The sequence below is a fragment of the Nostoc sp. 'Lobaria pulmonaria (5183) cyanobiont' genome, from assembly GCF_002949795.1.
GTDB lineage: Bacteria > Cyanobacteriota > Cyanobacteriia > Cyanobacteriales > Nostocaceae > Nostoc.
Genome location: NZ_CP026692.1, coordinates 2,204,778 through 2,218,924, shown reverse-complemented (window position 1 = coordinate 2,218,924; position 14,147 = coordinate 2,204,778). Strand labels below are relative to the sequence as shown.

Annotated in this window: 17 protein-coding genes; 13 read left to right on the top strand and 4 right to left on the bottom strand. The window is 42.4% G+C overall.

Annotation, left to right across the window (positions count from 1 at the left end):
- The first annotated feature begins 292 nt into the window (after nucleotides 1–292).
- Nucleotides 293–805 (top strand): hypothetical protein, encoded by a 513-nt coding sequence (locus NLP_RS09545; RefSeq protein ID WP_104906193.1) that lies wholly within the window; start codon nucleotides 293–295, stop codon nucleotides 803–805.
- Between the two features lie 109 nt (nucleotides 806–914).
- On the opposite strand, the gene NLP_RS09540 is transcribed toward NLP_RS09545, so the two are convergent.
- Both NLP_RS09540 and NLP_RS09535 read right to left on the bottom strand, forming a co-directional pair.
- On the bottom strand, nucleotides 915–1,496 hold the full coding sequence (locus NLP_RS09540; RefSeq protein ID WP_104906192.1) for a thioredoxin family protein: 582 nt from the start codon (nucleotides 1,494–1,496) through the stop codon (nucleotides 915–917).
- A 145-nt stretch (nucleotides 1,497–1,641) separates the two neighbouring features.
- The gene (locus NLP_RS09535; RefSeq protein WP_104906191.1) at nucleotides 1,642–1,857 is read right to left on the bottom strand and encodes a chlorophyll a/b-binding protein; all 216 of its coding nucleotides are present in this window, start codon (nucleotides 1,855–1,857) and stop codon (nucleotides 1,642–1,644) included.
- Nucleotides 1,858–2,049: 192 nt separating this feature from the next.
- Here NLP_RS09535 and NLP_RS09530 point away from each other — a divergent pair, with 192 nt between their 5' ends.
- The 4 genes from NLP_RS09530 (at nucleotide 2,050) to NLP_RS09515 (ending at nucleotide 5,804) form a co-directional block, all read left to right on the top strand.
- Nucleotides 2,050–3,543 carry a thymidylate synthase gene (locus NLP_RS09530; protein WP_104906190.1) on the top strand — a complete coding sequence of 498 codons (1,494 nt, stop codon included), beginning with the start codon at nucleotides 2,050–2,052 and terminating at the stop codon, nucleotides 3,541–3,543.
- A 243-nt stretch (nucleotides 3,544–3,786) separates the two neighbouring features.
- Nucleotides 3,787–4,626 (top strand): hypothetical protein, encoded by an 840-nt coding sequence (locus NLP_RS09525; RefSeq protein ID WP_104906189.1) that lies wholly within the window; start codon nucleotides 3,787–3,789, stop codon nucleotides 4,624–4,626.
- 137 nt (nucleotides 4,627–4,763) lie between these two features.
- Complete coding sequence (locus NLP_RS09520) at nucleotides 4,764–5,183, top strand: nucleoside 2-deoxyribosyltransferase (RefSeq protein WP_234017261.1); 420 nt, start codon at nucleotides 4,764–4,766, stop codon at nucleotides 5,181–5,183.
- 48 nt (nucleotides 5,184–5,231) lie between these two features.
- Nucleotides 5,232–5,804 carry a deoxycytidylate deaminase gene (locus NLP_RS09515; protein ID WP_104906187.1) on the top strand — a complete coding sequence of 191 codons (573 nt, stop codon included), beginning with the start codon at nucleotides 5,232–5,234 and terminating at the stop codon, nucleotides 5,802–5,804.
- 53 nt (nucleotides 5,805–5,857) lie between these two features.
- On the opposite strand, the gene NLP_RS09510 is transcribed toward NLP_RS09515, so the two are convergent.
- Nucleotides 5,858–6,394, bottom strand: coding sequence for a P-loop NTPase family protein (locus NLP_RS09510; protein ID WP_104906186.1), 537 nt, complete (start codon nucleotides 6,392–6,394; stop codon nucleotides 5,858–5,860).
- 283 nt (nucleotides 6,395–6,677) lie between these two features.
- On the opposite strand from NLP_RS09510, the gene NLP_RS09505 reads away from it, so the two are divergent.
- The 8 genes from NLP_RS09505 (at nucleotide 6,678) to rnhA (ending at nucleotide 12,757) form a co-directional block, all read left to right on the top strand.
- Nucleotides 6,678–7,301 (top strand): adenylate kinase family protein, encoded by a 624-nt coding sequence (locus NLP_RS09505; protein ID WP_104906185.1) that lies wholly within the window; start codon nucleotides 6,678–6,680, stop codon nucleotides 7,299–7,301.
- 128 nt (nucleotides 7,302–7,429) lie between these two features.
- Nucleotides 7,430–8,173: a ribonuclease PH gene (gene rph, locus NLP_RS09500; RefSeq protein ID WP_104906184.1), complete on the top strand. Its 744-nt coding sequence runs from the start codon at nucleotides 7,430–7,432 to the stop codon at nucleotides 8,171–8,173.
- A gap of 271 nt (nucleotides 8,174–8,444) precedes the next feature.
- Nucleotides 8,445–9,167, top strand: coding sequence for a 6-phosphogluconolactonase (gene pgl / locus NLP_RS09490; RefSeq protein WP_104906182.1), 723 nt, complete (start codon nucleotides 8,445–8,447; stop codon nucleotides 9,165–9,167).
- A 246-nt stretch (nucleotides 9,168–9,413) separates the two neighbouring features.
- On the top strand, nucleotides 9,414–10,295 hold the full coding sequence (locus NLP_RS09485; protein ID WP_104906181.1) for an FHA domain-containing protein: 882 nt from the start codon (nucleotides 9,414–9,416) through the stop codon (nucleotides 10,293–10,295).
- Nucleotides 10,296–10,372: 77 nt separating this feature from the next.
- Nucleotides 10,373–10,525 (top strand): hypothetical protein, encoded by a 153-nt coding sequence (locus NLP_RS32960; RefSeq protein WP_158680324.1) that lies wholly within the window; start codon nucleotides 10,373–10,375, stop codon nucleotides 10,523–10,525.
- 7 nt (nucleotides 10,526–10,532) lie between these two features.
- Nucleotides 10,533–11,276, top strand: a complete 744-nt coding sequence (locus tag NLP_RS09480; RefSeq protein ID WP_104906180.1) for a M50 family metallopeptidase — start codon at nucleotides 10,533–10,535, stop codon at nucleotides 11,274–11,276.
- Nucleotides 11,277–11,464: 188 nt separating this feature from the next.
- On the top strand, nucleotides 11,465–11,719 hold the full coding sequence (locus tag NLP_RS09470) for a hypothetical protein (RefSeq protein WP_104906179.1): 255 nt from the start codon (nucleotides 11,465–11,467) through the stop codon (nucleotides 11,717–11,719).
- A 129-nt stretch (nucleotides 11,720–11,848) separates the two neighbouring features.
- Nucleotides 11,849–12,757 carry a ribonuclease HI gene (gene rnhA, locus NLP_RS09465; protein ID WP_104906178.1) on the top strand — a complete coding sequence of 303 codons (909 nt, stop codon included), beginning with the start codon at nucleotides 11,849–11,851 and terminating at the stop codon, nucleotides 12,755–12,757.
- A 120-nt stretch (nucleotides 12,758–12,877) separates the two neighbouring features.
- On the opposite strand, the gene cruG is transcribed toward rnhA, so the two are convergent.
- Nucleotides 12,878–14,083 (bottom strand): 2'-O-glycosyltransferase CruG, encoded by a 1,206-nt coding sequence (cruG, locus tag NLP_RS09460; protein WP_104906177.1) that lies wholly within the window; start codon nucleotides 14,081–14,083, stop codon nucleotides 12,878–12,880.
- Between the last annotated feature and the right edge of the window lie 64 nt (nucleotides 14,084–14,147).

Sequence of the window (14,147 nt, the reverse complement as noted above, 5' to 3'; positions counted from 1 at the left end):
CTGCCTGAAGAAGGTTTTTTAGCATCTAAAACGACTGCCACTCTTTTGAGGCTATAGCCTTAGAATATTTACAAGCTTTACTTACGAATTAGCTTTCTCTAGATAAAAGTACCGTTTTTACTGTGTAAGCTGACATCATACCTGTTTCATCCAGATTTGTGTAGCTTATTAACAAATCAACGGATTCATTAATATTAAGCCTGTTTTACTATTTAGTTTCTTACCCCGACCTATTAGACAGCTAGAGTGTTCATTTCATTTTGTTCAATAGCTTTTAGCCCTTATCGCTCCCATGCTGACTCATCACCGCAAGCCCGTGTGCTTATCACTTATCTCCACTGACCTACCGATCTGGTCTGTTGTCGAAACTGCCGCGACATTGTATCAAAAAGATACCGATCGATTCCATTTACTGATGACTGCACCACCCTTAATTAGCTGCGAAGTAGAGAGTGTCATAAGTCCAGAAGACACACTTCCCCAAAGTAAGAGCAAAGCTTACGCCCCTAACAGTCCCAGAATCTTGTGGCTGGAGATTTCCCCTTACCGAGTCATCATGACTATGCAAGGTAACGCTCAAGTGAGTTACCGTCACTTTTGGGAACAGGGCGTTTATGGCATTAGTCGCTATTGGTTGCCAACTGAGTCATTGCAACCTAACGATCCCATTCGTTTACGAAATTTTACTCGTAGCCTAACTCTCAACGGACATCCTTTGCCAGAGCATTTGCGGCTGGAATATGAATTGTGGGCAGAAAAAGTCCAATTAGGATGCTACGTACTGAATTTGGAAATTAAACATTGATAGGTGTGGGGAGTGAAGAAGAGAACAGGGTACAGGTTACAGGGTATAGATTATTTTCTATCGACCTGTCACCTGTCACCTCTCCCCTAATCTCAATTCCCAATCCCTCTTAACCAAAATAACTGGGTTGGTTTCCTGGTTTCCATTTAATATTGCAACCAACACTCGGCTTTTGCTCACTGGTAACAGGTTTACCCGCTAGCACTGCTTCAATGGCTGCGCGTAAATCTGCACCTGTTACGGGTTTACCGTTACTAGGGCGGCTATCATCTAGTTGTCCTCGATAAACAAGTTGGCGATCGCCATCAAATACAAAAAAATCTGGTGTGCAAGCTGCGGTGTAAGCCTTAGCCGTTTCCTGGCTCTCGTCGTAGCATAAGGTAAAATTTAACCCTTGTTCCGTGGAAAATGCTTGTAACGACTCTGGCGCATCATCGGGGTAATTCTTTGCATCGTTAGCACTGATGGCAACGATCGCTAAATCACCTGTAAAATAATCTCTTCCTAACTGCACTAATTCGTTTTGGACGTGTTTTACAAACGGGCAATGCCGACAAATAAACATTACCAATAGTGCTTTTTTTTCTGCAAAGGTAGAAAGTGAAGTTGCCTTTCCAGATACTACTTCCGGTAGATTAAAATCTGGCGCTTTAGTGCCTAGTGGCAACATAGTTGAAGTAGTTAAAGCCATAGTTCATCCAATATTTTTATGCTGCTAACTAACGGCTTTTGCTATCAGTATATTTTCACTCTAGCACTAAGTTTTCCATAAATTAAGAGACGGTAAATTTACCGTCTCTTACATTTTTTGAGATTTGTTTTAAATAAATTAGTTTTTACAGACTTGCCAAAACACCAACAATACCGTGTCCTGTGAATACTTCTAATGCTATCAGAGAGACAAAACCAATCATTGCTAACCGACCGTTAAGCATTTCTGCATAGGGAGTGAAACCAGTGCGATCGCCTTGATCATCTATATAAACTTTTGGCTCGATCGCAAAGTTGTTCAGTTTGCCTTGGTCGTCAATTGTAGCAGTGTTGGTACGCATGGATTTTTCCCTGTCTTCTCTTTATGTAAATAACTGTAACAAAATAATTAATTTTTGTAAAGCAAACTTGTTGATTTATAAGGTATTGGCTGAGTGTTAGGTAAACTTCCAAAGCCTAGCTTCTAAAAAACTAGTACCAATTTATATTTAGTGATACAATAAAAGATTGTTAATTTTTATTTTTAGCCAATCATGACAGCAACGGGTAAGGCAACCCAATTCGAGTACAAAGCACTGTACAAGCCTAACCAGCTTATTTATGGTCTAGGTCAGACGGCAGTGATCACAGGATGGACGGTAAAGCAGGCGATCGCTAAACACCTGCAACCCGAAGATTATGCTGTAATTGGGCAACTATATTCGCCCACAAGGGGGATAAATTTACTAATTCGCAATTTGCTGTTGAATCCCCACGTCCGCTATTTAGTTGTTCTCAACGCTACGAAGGAAGACTTGAACGCTGGTGCTGGAGAGTGCTTGCTAGATTTTTTCCATAATGGTGTTGAAGAGAGTCTAAGCGATACTGGGCGCAGATCGTGGGTAATTCGCTCTGCTATTCCTGGTTATATTGATATTGAAATTGATATCAATACATTAGAAAAACTACGTCATTCTGTAGAGTGCAAAGAAGTGAAATCAATAGAGTCGGCAGTTAGGCAAGTTTTGTCTTATGCAGAGTTGGAACCACTTTATCCTTGGGGAAGCAAGAGAGAATTTCCCATGTCTATCGTTGAACCAACTGTTTTGCCAGGGCCACGCTACGGACATCGAATAGAAGGTAAAACTATAGCCGAAACTTGGGTAAAAATTATTCATCGGATTAAGACGACAGGAACAATTAGACCAACTGGCTATGATGGGCAATGGCAAGAATTAATTGATTTAATGGCAATTGTTACTGATGAACCTCCTAATTTCTACTTTCCTGAGCCTAATTATTTGCCAGTTGACCCTCCCTTTCTTGAAGAATATACTTCACAGATTTTAGATGATGCACCCTATCGAGAAGGGTTGAAATATACGTATGGTCAACGTTTGCGTTCCTGGTTTAAGGATGATCAAATTGACCAGGTAATTAAGAAGTTAATTGGAGAAATTGATGCCGCTAGTGCAGTTATGAATTTATGGGATGTAAAAGACCATGAAAAAGGTGGTAGTCCTTGTCTAAATCATATTTGGTTGAGAGTAGTTGATAATGAATTATCACTAACTGCAACTTTTAGAAGTAATGATATGTTTGCTGCATGGCCTGCAAATGCAATGGGATTGAGGGCTTTGCAACAACATATTAGGGATGAAATTGCTCAACGTTCTGAGTATGGCTTGAAAATGGGGCCACTCATAACTATTAGTCAGTCTGCTCATATATATGATGATACCTGGGACAATGCAGAAAGGCTAATTGCAAATCGATACGCTGCAATTTTTAATCAGCGTAACTATTATGACCCCTCTGGCAATTTCCTAATTGAGGTTGATGGCAAAGAGATAGTCATTACTCACACAACCCCTGGTAGTGGTGAGGTGATTAAGTCTTATCGTGGGAAAAATCCCCTTAGCCTACTAAGAGAGATTTGTGCTATCTCTCCAGCAATTCAGCCTGAACATACTGGTTATTTAGGTATCGAACTGCAAAAGGCCAGTAACTGTATTAAAAGTGGCAAGGCTTATATTCAGGATCAGTAAATTAAAAAACTGTAATTCATATAAATAACTAGCAATGCTAGTGTGGATATCGCCGTGCTAAATGTATAAATTAATTTGCAACACGCCAGAATATAACTTAAAACACGTGTGATAAAAGTAGTCTTTTCATCAAGACAGTCAGAGCGTCCTATTTAGCTACTGACACGATGTGCTTGACTCTATAACTACATCGTATGCCTTTGTGCAAAATTCTGGTGGTTTTTGGAATTAGGGGGTATTGAGATGTCAGTCTTGAGTTATCAGGATATTATTAGGGAACTTGGTAGAGGTATACTATTTCATCCTCTTAAGCCAGATAGTGTAAAAGCTTGTGATTTATGTCTAACTGCTAGTGAGTATGCTTATGCCATTGGACAGCAGAAACGTTTAACTATTGAAACGGAATCTAACCAAGACCAGCCGGGTAAGGAAAAGAAGTTTTTCTACATACCACCAAGAGATACAGCCCTAGTGTGGACTGATGAATCAGTTTGGCTCAGTAATCGATTTCGAGGGCCACTTTATTCTGTAGTCGAACTAGTATCAGAGGGTTTAGGACACATTGGAACCAGAGTCAATCCTTGTTGGACAGGTGTTCTCTGTATAGCACTTCATAATGTTTCAGATAAAGCAATACGAATTAATGTAAGAGATGTTAAGCGACCAATTGCTTATTTAGCTATTGAAAAATTAAGTTCCAAGTATTCAAGTAATCGCAACTCTGATATCTCTGCAAGACTTGATCTTCTTCGTGGACGACCTAATAGTCAAGAAATAACCGACTACTTTAATCAAAAAGAAAATACTTGGATGAAGGGTGATATAGAAATACTCAAAAAACTGATGCTCGATTCAGATGAGTATAAAGAAGTTAGTAGAAAAGATTTTAAAGACGCATTACTAGGTTTTTTCGGTTCAAGTGAAGATACTAGGTGGAATAGAGGAAGTATAATAGGAGCTATATTAATCGGGGGATTATCAGCTTTATTTAGTGGACTTACTTATTTCAATTCTTCCCATCAGGCTCCTGCTGCTAATGAAACTCCAACAAATACAATAGTAACTCCAAGCTCAACCAAATAGTGTCTCTTACTTTTCTTGCTAAAAATAATTGTATTTAAATCTTATTTTTTTGTGAAAAAATTAACTTTCGGTGATTTAAAAGCGATAAAAATACAAGTTATAATGCAATTTTATTAGTAAAAATGTACAAAGTATATGTGTCTGGTGCTTTAACTGATATAAAAAATCCAGCAGAAAGTAAAGCACTTTATGAAAAAATAGGCTTACTTTGCGAAGAAATTGGTCTTCAAGCCTATGTTCCACACAAACAAACTGATCCGGTAAATAATCCCGATATTAGTCCTCGTGAAGTTTTTAACCAAGATAAGTATCAAGTAAGCAATTCAGACTTAGTTATTGCTTACCTTGGCTCACTATCCTTTGGAGTTGGAATGGAGTTAGCTTTTGCAGAGACAAACAACATTCCTATTATTCTTCTATACGAAACAGGTAAAAAAATATCAAGATTTCCACGCGGCATTCCCACTGTGATTGCTGAAATACAGTTTCACGATCATGAAGATGCTTTGAATCAGCTTAAAAATATTTTGGACAAATGGAACCCAGAACATCCATAGTTTCCGTTCTCAGCAAGGCAGTAGAATAAAGTTTTAAATTGATAGATTATGCAAGATATTTCCCTAAACGATGAACCTCATCAAAGACCAACATGGGATGAATACTTTCTCATGTTGGCTAAACTTACAGCAACTCGCTCAACATGTTTAGCCTTTCCAGTGGGTGCCGTGATTGTGAAAAACAAGCAGGTGGTGGCAACAGGTTACAATGGCTCACCATCGGGTTCGGCCCATTGTACAGCTCAAGGATACTGTTATCCGGGATTAAGTAGCTGTGATGCTAGTAAAACTTTACCATCAAGGGCTGTACACGCAGAAGCAAATGCGATCGCACAAGCTGCAAAGCATGGGACTTCTACAGATGGTGCAAGTATTTACGTCACTTTAGAACCTTGTCTGTCTTGTTTGAAATTAATTATCTCCGCAGGAATTAAGGAAGTGTTTTATGAAACTTCTTTCAATAGCAGCGATAAAGCATTAGTGAGAGATTCTTTTGTGAATGAAGGTCTAGTCACCCTTAAACAGATTCAGTTATCTCAAGTAACGGCACAACAATCTGCTCAATTTCTCCTCAATCCGACATCTGTCGTTAGAACAGTAAGGTGTGTTAACAAACTTTAACACACCCTCTTATTGAAGATTATTAAATCCAAAATCTCAAATCCTGAGATTCGTTAAGGTCGATAACTCCGGCGGATCTCTGTAATTTGATCTGCCACATCCAAAAGAGATTTCGGCATCTCTGTCCCTGTAAGAATGATATCAACATGGGGAGGGCGTTTTGCTAGAAACGCTAAAACTTCCATTTCAGGAATTAAACCAAAGTTAATCGCTAAACTTAACTCATCTAAGACTGCGAGAGAATACTTGCTCTCACACACTACCTGCTGTGTATATTGCCACAGCTTTTGTAATGCTTGATTTTCTCTATCGTCTAAATGTGGTGTATCAATACAACGAGGCAAATCACAGCGAATCCAATCTAAATTTTGTCCTAATTGTATGGGTCGATCATGTCCTTGACGAATGCCCCCTTTAAGAAACTGCACGATTAATACTGGCGTTCCTTGTCCAGCTATTCTCAGTGATTGAGCCATAACCGTCGTAAAAAAGTTGCGATGGGAGCTAGTGAAAACTTGCACTAGCCCTTCAACTGGATATGGTAAGGTAATGGGTGAATTTATACTTGGAGTTTCTAGCTGGGCAACCATAGGTAAAGTTCAAAAAATTACAATAAAATAAAGGTTTGTGCTGGCGGTACTTATTACAAATCTGCCTGTATAATCTATCTGTTTTTCACAGGTGTGGTGAATTTGGCAAATTGCATTCTTAGTCAAACACTACTTTTGTATTGAAGTCAAGAGTTATTTTGATTTAAATTTTCGTCTTTTCTCTGAAATGAGTTGTAAAAATGAAAGCATAAAATTTCTAGTTTCAATTGGGCAAAGCAGACTTAGCAAGTAGGGAATTTGACAGGATGAGGAGTAAATTGTTGTGAGATTGGTGATTCTGGGAGGTTCAGGATCGGGGAAAAGCACTCAAGCACAAAGGCTTTGCAGATACTTTGATATTCCTCTGATTTCTACAGGTGAGATTTTACGGTCAGCAATATCTGGCAATCAGCCCCTGCCGGAATTTCGATGCTTGGAAGCCGATCCCCGGACTTCTCTTTCGGTTTACGCTAGCTTGAGTGAACTAGGCTACCACGTACGGTCCTACATGCAAAAAGGAGAGTTAGTTCCAGACGAAATGATTATTGAATTGATCCGAATACGCCTCAGACAAGCAGACATTAACTGCGATTGGGTGTTAGAAGGCTATCCCCGTACTGCGTTCCAAGCTGAAGAATTAGATTTTTTATTGGATGATTTAGGGCAAAAGCTAGATTGGGCAATTTATCTCCAAGTCCCGGAAGCTGTGATGGTTAGTCGATCCTTGGGGCGATCGCTACCAGATGACCAACCAGAAATCGTGCAGCGCCGTGTAGAATTATTCTACGATCGCACCATTCCCATCCTAGAATATTACGACCGTCGTCGCTGCTTGTTGACAATCAACGGCGACCAATCACCAGAGATGGTACAGCTAAATATTTTAACTCTGCTTTCAGTTCCTTAGAAGCAGGCAGGGGAGCAGGGGGTAGGGGGAGACGAGGAAGACAAGGGGACAAGAAGAATAACCATGCCCAATGCCCAATAACACCAAGGTAATCTTAAGGCAGTATTATAAAACTTGAGGCAACTTCAATGACTTGGCAGCGTCCTGACGGTCGGATTCCCTACGAACTACGTCCGATTAGCTTTCACCCCAATTTCACCCGCTTTGCCCCCGGTTCTGTTCTCGCAAGATGCGGTGATACTCAAGTACTTTGTACTGTTAGTGTTAATAAGGGAGTTCCAAAGTTTCTCGAAGGAACTGGTAAAGGCTGGCTAACTGCTGAGTACCGAATGTTACCATCTGCTACTCAAAAACGCCAAGAAAGAGAACTATTGAAATTATCTGGACGGACGCAAGAAATTCAACGTCTAATTGGACGCAGCTTACGCGCAGCAATAGATTTTGAGGCACTGGGAGAACGCACGCTGACTGTGGATGCTGATGTGTTGCAAGCAGATGCTGGAACTCGGACAACAGCCATTACAGGCTCGTTTGTGGCGTTGGCTCATGCAATTTCTAAATTGTTGCAAGAGGGCGTGTTGGAGCGATCGCCTTTGTGTGGACAGGTAGCAGCAGTTTCCGTAGGATTACTGGAGGAAGAGCCATTTTTGGATTTAAATTATACTGAAGATGTGGCTGCAACAGTAGATTTTAATGTGGTGATGAATCAACACCTGGGAATCATTGAAGTCCAAGGAACAGCCGAAGAAGGCAGCTTTAGCCGCACCCAGTTAGATCAACTGCTAGATGTCGCCCAAAAAGGAATTCAAGAATTGTTAATTGCCCAACGTGAAGCGATCGCAGACTGGGAGGCGTTGTTTGCGATTAATTAGTTTTATTAATTTTTAATAAGAATTAATAAACGTATCCTTTGTGGCCTGATCAACAAAGTATCAAGTAACTGGATGTAAATAAAAATAATCATTACAGTGGTTAGTAGTTAGTATGACTCACTACTGACAACTTCCCGTTAAAGGTGATAAGGAGGGTCTACGTTTTTCAGCTTACTTAATCCACGATGTTAAATGTTTCAAAAGTTAAAAAGGGAGATTGTAATAAATTCGGTATTGTATTGCCAGAAGCCAGCAATATGATGATGAAGCTATGAACAAAACCGTTGAAGTTTTACCGGATCAGCCAGCGCTGGTTGCACGAGCGCTAAAATTAATTCTGTCCAAGTTAGAAACTGCCATTGAGCAGCGGGGGCGGTTTACCATCGCCTTGTCTGGCGGCAGTACACCTAAACCGTTATACGAAGCGATTGCTACTCAAAAACTGCCTTGGGATAAAATTCATATATTCTGGGGGGATGAGCGTTACGTACCACCAGATCACCCCGATAGCAATGAACTGATGACGCGTCGTGCGTGGCTAGATCGCGTTGATATCCCAGCGGCTAACATTCACCCCGTACCAACTTTAGAAGCCAATCCAGAACTGGCTGCTGCCAAGTACGAACAACAGCTCAAAGAATTTTTCAATTCTTCTGGGGTCGAGTTTCCCGCCTTGGATGTAGTATTACTAGGAATGGGTGATGATGCACATACCGCATCTTTGTTTCCCCACACAGAGGCTCTTAAAGTACGCGATCGCCTCGTCACTGTAGGTAACAAAGACGGAAACCCCAGGATAAGTTTTACATATCCCTTGATCAACTCTGCTCGTAGCGTGATTTTTCTGGTTGCTGGTGCAAATAAACGACCAGCTTTAGCGCAAGTCTTTGCACCTGTAGCCGATGACTTCACTTACCCATCCCGCTTAATTCAGCCCCAAGGAGAGCTTTGGTGGCTGCTGGATGCAGCAGCAGGTTTGGAACTTCAATATTGAAGAATGGGGCATTGGGCATGGGGCATGGAGAAGAGACAAGGTAGACGAACAAGAGGGGGGAGACAAGGGAGAGACTTGTCCCCTTGTCTCCCCCTGCCCCCCTGCCACTCTGCTCCCCTTCCGTGCGTAAGAGTATCCAATTCATCGTTCCATTAGCAGTAATTGCTAGAATCTAAATCTACGGCCGCCCTCTGCTTGCCAGTCCTAACTATATTTATGATGATCTTGAACAAAGGCTAAATATCGATGCTCGTCTGCCCTAATTGCAATCATCCCAACCCTGACGGCGCTGTCCAATGTGAAGCTTGTTATACACCGTTACCTGCGACTACTAATTGTCCCAGTTGTGGAGCAACTGTGCAGGCAGATGCTGCATTCTGCGGTCAGTGTGGCTATAACCTTCACTCCGCAGGTGTTCCACACGTTCATACCGCAGTAGCTGCAACAGTAACTCCCGATATTCCCGTGGAAGTGCCAGCGTTAGCTCCACCCGATCCACTGTTAGAACTTTTACAACCAGATGCCTTGGGAATAAGCGGTTCTACTAACTCCCATCCTCCCGAATCATCTTTACCACCAACAGAGGTGGCAGTTCCCCCAGAACCAGCGCCACAGGTACCTGTTACAGTAAGCAGCCCCCCAGAGCCACCGCCAACCGTTGTAGCTCAACCCGTAGTCTCTGGACAGAGTAGTATTCCAACTCCACCACCTGTGGAACCAGCACCAGCCTCTGAAATCGAAGCAAAAGAGCCAGCAGCACCAGCATCAACTGCAACTGCTGCCAGAACGCAATTGCAGCAGGTTACAGCACGGTTAATCCACGTTCAAAGTGATCGCTTAATTGAATTGCCGCAAAATTTCTCTGTGATTCATATCGGCAAGCCCAATGACCGGATTCCTCCAGATATAGATGTTTCAGGATTTCCCAATTCCGAAATTGTCTCGCGGATTCATGCAGATATTCGCGTCGAGGGAGATGCTCATTATGTAGAGGATGTGGGAAGTTCTAATGGCACTTACATCAATAATTTGCCACTTTTACCAGGGAACCGTCATCGCTTGCGACCAGGCGATCGCATCAGCTTGGGTAAAGGAGACTTGATGACATTTCTGTTTCAACTTGCTTAACTGATTTTCGATCGATTGTGACATCAGTTTAAGTATTTTCTGCCCATCCTCCGGCATTTATTTTGGAGGAAAAACAAATGAACTGCATTAGAAAAGCGACGGATAACTATGTTGTTCTTGATAGCGCCATAGTTAACAGCCGTCGCTTCCAGGTGCAAATTGTTGCACTGTTGAGCAACTCCATTACTTTAATAATTACACTAGGATGGATGGAAATACACTGCCAATGAGTGACCTATGAGGGAACCAAGTAAAAATTTTGAACCCTTGCTCGCTAAAGAAGCCCCGCTAGTTGTTGAACGTATGGGGCTAACCTGGCTAGTTGCAGCAGCGATCGCAACTGCTTTATTGTGGCAAGTACCAAAAGGAGATTATATCTTATACCCATTTACAATTCTGGCAACTTGGTTTCATGAAATGGGTCACGGTTTAATGGCACTGCTATTAGGGGGACAGTTTCAGAAGTTGCAGATTTTTAGCAATGGTTCTGGTGTCGCAACTTATGGCATTCGTTCGTCATTGGGGCCAATTGTCCCAGCAATAATCGCCGCAGCCGGGCCAATGGGGCCGCCTCTTGCCGGTGCAGCTTTGATTCTGGCTTCCCGCAGTTTTACAGCAGCAACCCTCTGTTTGAAAATTTTAGGAAGTTTTTTGCTGTTGTCCACATTAATTTGGGTGCGTTCCTGGTTTGGATTGGTGGCAATTCCCTTACTAGGTTTAATAATCTTAGGTATTGCCTTAAGAGCACCTCGCTGGGTGCAAGGGTTTGTCATTCAATTTTTGGGTGTACAAGCTTGTGTAAGTACGTACCATCAACTTGATTATCTATTTAGTAGTTCTGCTGGGCCCCTTGGAATTTCTGATACAGCGCAAATGCAGCGATATTTGCTTTTACCTTACTGGTTTTGGGGCGGGTTAATGGCGATCGCATCTCTGGTGATTTTAATCCAAAGTCTCCGTGTTGCTTATCGTTCAGAGTGATGGGGAAAAAGCACCATCAAAAGGTGATTGAATCTTTAGCTCAAAGAATTACTGAACATTAAGAAAAGATTAGACTGGAATCAGAAAAGAGTTTTGCTGACGAAGGTCTAATTAAGCATTGGGGAAAAAGAGATTCGTGCTTTTGATCAGGCAATCCAACAAGCGCGTAAAAGATTGGGACAATAAATATGCAGATTAGCGATCGCCCTCTTGCAATAACCAATTTAACCCTCAGTACCTTGATTGCTGAATTAGGTATAGAATGCCTGAAAGTACAAGCATTAGTTAACCAGTTACAGTTAACTAGTTTAACTGCGAACCAACAAGCTGAAATTCTAGCAGAACTCCTAGCTGGTGTAGTTCATCTGCATAATCATTGTGACGAAGATTTTCAGACGCTAATTACTGAGGAAATGGAAAAGTTGCCAGATAATCAGGATTAGAGAAGAATTCAGGAGTCAGAATCAAGAGATTTTATCAGTATAATAGCCTGGATATTTGTTAAAAAAATTCGCCGCTAATAACTCTTTCCTTAGAATCCTTAGCGTCCTTCGCGGTTCGATACTCTAACCATGTCCACCCAACCCACAATTCAAAGCATATACACTGATGGTGCTTGCACCGGTAATCCTGGCCCTGGCGGTTGGGGTGTTGTCGTCTACTTCAGCGACGGCTCAATCCACGAAATGGGCGATGCATCCCCTCATACCACTAATAATAAAATGGAGATGCAAGCTGCGATCGCTGCCCTTCAATTTCTGCAAACATCTCAACAAGCCCAACCCATCACCCTTCATACCGATAGCGAATACCTGATTAACTGCGTTACTAAATGGGTGAAAGGCTGGAAAAATAAAGGCTGGAAAAAGTCAGATGGTAAACCTGTCCAAAACCAAGACCTTTTAGAAATATTAGATGAACTCAATACCCAACAAGTAAAATGGCAATACGTCCGGGGACATTCTGGTAACATAGGTAACGAACGTTGTGATGCGATCGCTCGCGCTTATGCAAGTGGCAAAATCCCTTCGATACAACAATTATACTCCACAGATTTTTTTAAATCTTTACCTTCCCAAAATGAAGTAAATGTAGCAAAAGTAGCTGATTATGAAAAAAACTCTCGAATAACTAACCAAAGTCCGCAAGAAATCAGTACTTCTGCACCAGAAATAACCGTTATGGAACCATCAATTGGGCCAACTGCGGCCGTAACCGATGAAAAACCGCCAGAAATGAGGGTTTCGCAACTCCGCAGCTTGGTCGAAACTCTGCGTATAGCTGACGAAATTTCTGAAAAAGGCTACTTAATTACCAGTTCTGAGTTAGCAGACTTGATGGATGTCCACGCCAGCGCTGTCACCAGTCGTGGGGATCAATGGCGCTGGCGAAATTGGATAGTGTCACGGGTACGCCGTGAAGGAAATCAAATTCTTTGGGAATTGGAACGCGGGGATCGAGTAGGAGGTGAAGAGGAGTAAGGAGTGCTGAGTGCTGAGTTTTGAATTTTTAACTCCTCACTCTAAACTCTTCACTGCTCACTCCCTACTCCCTACTCTCTACTCAGCACGGGCTAAACGCCCCGCTACCGCTAACACAACTCACAACTCAGCACTATACTTGCGTCCTCGCCACTCGCGCGGGGTGCGGAATGCAGATAAGAAGATTCGTAGCACAGCGAAGGGGTCGGCCAAAGGGGAAAGCCAGAATAACCAGCTGCCTTTAGCGTTTGTGCGATCATAAGAAGGTGCGATCGCTATTAGCATCGCAAAGCGAATCACCAACAGGAATAAATTCAGTCCCAGCAGTAGGAGTGGGGGAGTTGGCAAATATGAGAGTGTGGGAGAAATCAACAAAAAAGTCAGGACAATTAAAAACGGTAGACCTTGAACAGATGTGAGTAGCCATAAATCTCCCCACAACTGAGAGCGAGAAGTTGCATCTTTAAGGTCGAGACTCCGCCCCCACTCCTTCCATGTCTCCATCGCCCCTTCATACATGCGTACTTTTAATACCTTTGCACCGTCTAAAAAGCCGACTTTATACCCTTGGATAGCAATATTGCGTGCTAAGGTGACATCATCACAAAAAGAACTCCTCGCACTGCTATAACCACCCACAGCAGCTAAAACGGAGCGACGACACAAAAAACACTGCCCATTTGCCATTACCCGTTCTGGTTGCTCTGTATTGATCCCGGCTGGGTCAAATCGGTAAAGCAGAGTCATCAATAAAGCCGGTTGTAGCCAGCACTCTCCAGGGTATTTGAGGATGAACTGGGGTGAAAGAGAAACCAAATCGTAGCCTTGTGCTTCGGCCGTCTTTACCAAACCAGCAACTAAACCAGGATGTGGTTGGATATCAGCATCCAACCCCAAGAACCACTGACTAGCCTCTGAGCTATATAGAAAACCGTTATGCAACGCCCAAGGACGCCCCACCCAACCAGAGGGTAAGGGATCATCTGTCATCAGGCGAAAGCGCGGATCTTTTTGCTGTGAAGCTTTTACCAAATCGGGGGTGCGATCGCTGGACTTGCTGTCTACAACCATAATTTCCCGAACTTCATAGCTTTGCTGACTTAAACCAGTCAACAGAGGGCTAATGCGAAGCGCTTCGTTCAGTGTAGGAACAACGATGCTAACCTTACCTAAAAGCTCAGGTATCGGTTGTTGGGGTTCTATTGGAGGATGGCGTCTTGGCCCCTTTAACAAACGTGAAAACAGAATCGCCGTTGCTGGTACTTGGATAAGTAGCAATAAAAGAGAAATGGCGCTTTCTACTATCAAAGTGTTGTCATTAGTCATTAGTCATTGATCATTAGTCATTAGTCATTAGTCATGGGGCATGGGTTATTCTCCTTGTCTCTGA

Coding starts and splice junctions, on each gene's coding strand:
- NLP_RS09515 (WP_104906187.1), top strand. CDS start 5,232: ATGCAAGATATTTCCCTAAACGATGAACCTCATCAAAGACCAACATGG.
- rnhA (WP_104906178.1), top strand. CDS start 11,849: ATGTCCACCCAACCCACAATTCAAAGCATATACACTGATGGTGCTTGC.
- NLP_RS09480 (WP_104906180.1), top strand. CDS start 10,533: ATGAGGGAACCAAGTAAAAATTTTGAACCCTTGCTCGCTAAAGAAGCC.
- NLP_RS09530 (WP_104906190.1), top strand. CDS start 2,050: ATGACAGCAACGGGTAAGGCAACCCAATTCGAGTACAAAGCACTGTAC.
- pgl (WP_104906182.1), top strand. CDS start 8,445: ATGAACAAAACCGTTGAAGTTTTACCGGATCAGCCAGCGCTGGTTGCA.
- NLP_RS09510 (WP_104906186.1), bottom strand. CDS start 6,394: ATGGTTGCCCAGCTAGAAACTCCAAGTATAAATTCACCCATTACCTTA.
- NLP_RS09545 (WP_104906193.1), top strand. CDS start 293: ATGCTGACTCATCACCGCAAGCCCGTGTGCTTATCACTTATCTCCACT.
- NLP_RS09470 (WP_104906179.1), top strand. CDS start 11,465: ATGCAGATTAGCGATCGCCCTCTTGCAATAACCAATTTAACCCTCAGT.
- NLP_RS09525 (WP_104906189.1), top strand. CDS start 3,787: ATGTCAGTCTTGAGTTATCAGGATATTATTAGGGAACTTGGTAGAGGT.
- NLP_RS09535 (WP_104906191.1), bottom strand. CDS start 1,857: ATGCGTACCAACACTGCTACAATTGACGACCAAGGCAAACTGAACAAC.
- NLP_RS32960 (WP_158680324.1), top strand. CDS start 10,373: ATGAACTGCATTAGAAAAGCGACGGATAACTATGTTGTTCTTGATAGC.
- NLP_RS09485 (WP_104906181.1), top strand. CDS start 9,414: ATGCTCGTCTGCCCTAATTGCAATCATCCCAACCCTGACGGCGCTGTC.
- rph (WP_104906184.1), top strand. CDS start 7,430: ATGACTTGGCAGCGTCCTGACGGTCGGATTCCCTACGAACTACGTCCG.
- cruG (WP_104906177.1), bottom strand. CDS start 14,083: ATGACTAATGACAACACTTTGATAGTAGAAAGCGCCATTTCTCTTTTA.
- NLP_RS09540 (WP_104906192.1), bottom strand. CDS start 1,496: ATGGCTTTAACTACTTCAACTATGTTGCCACTAGGCACTAAAGCGCCA.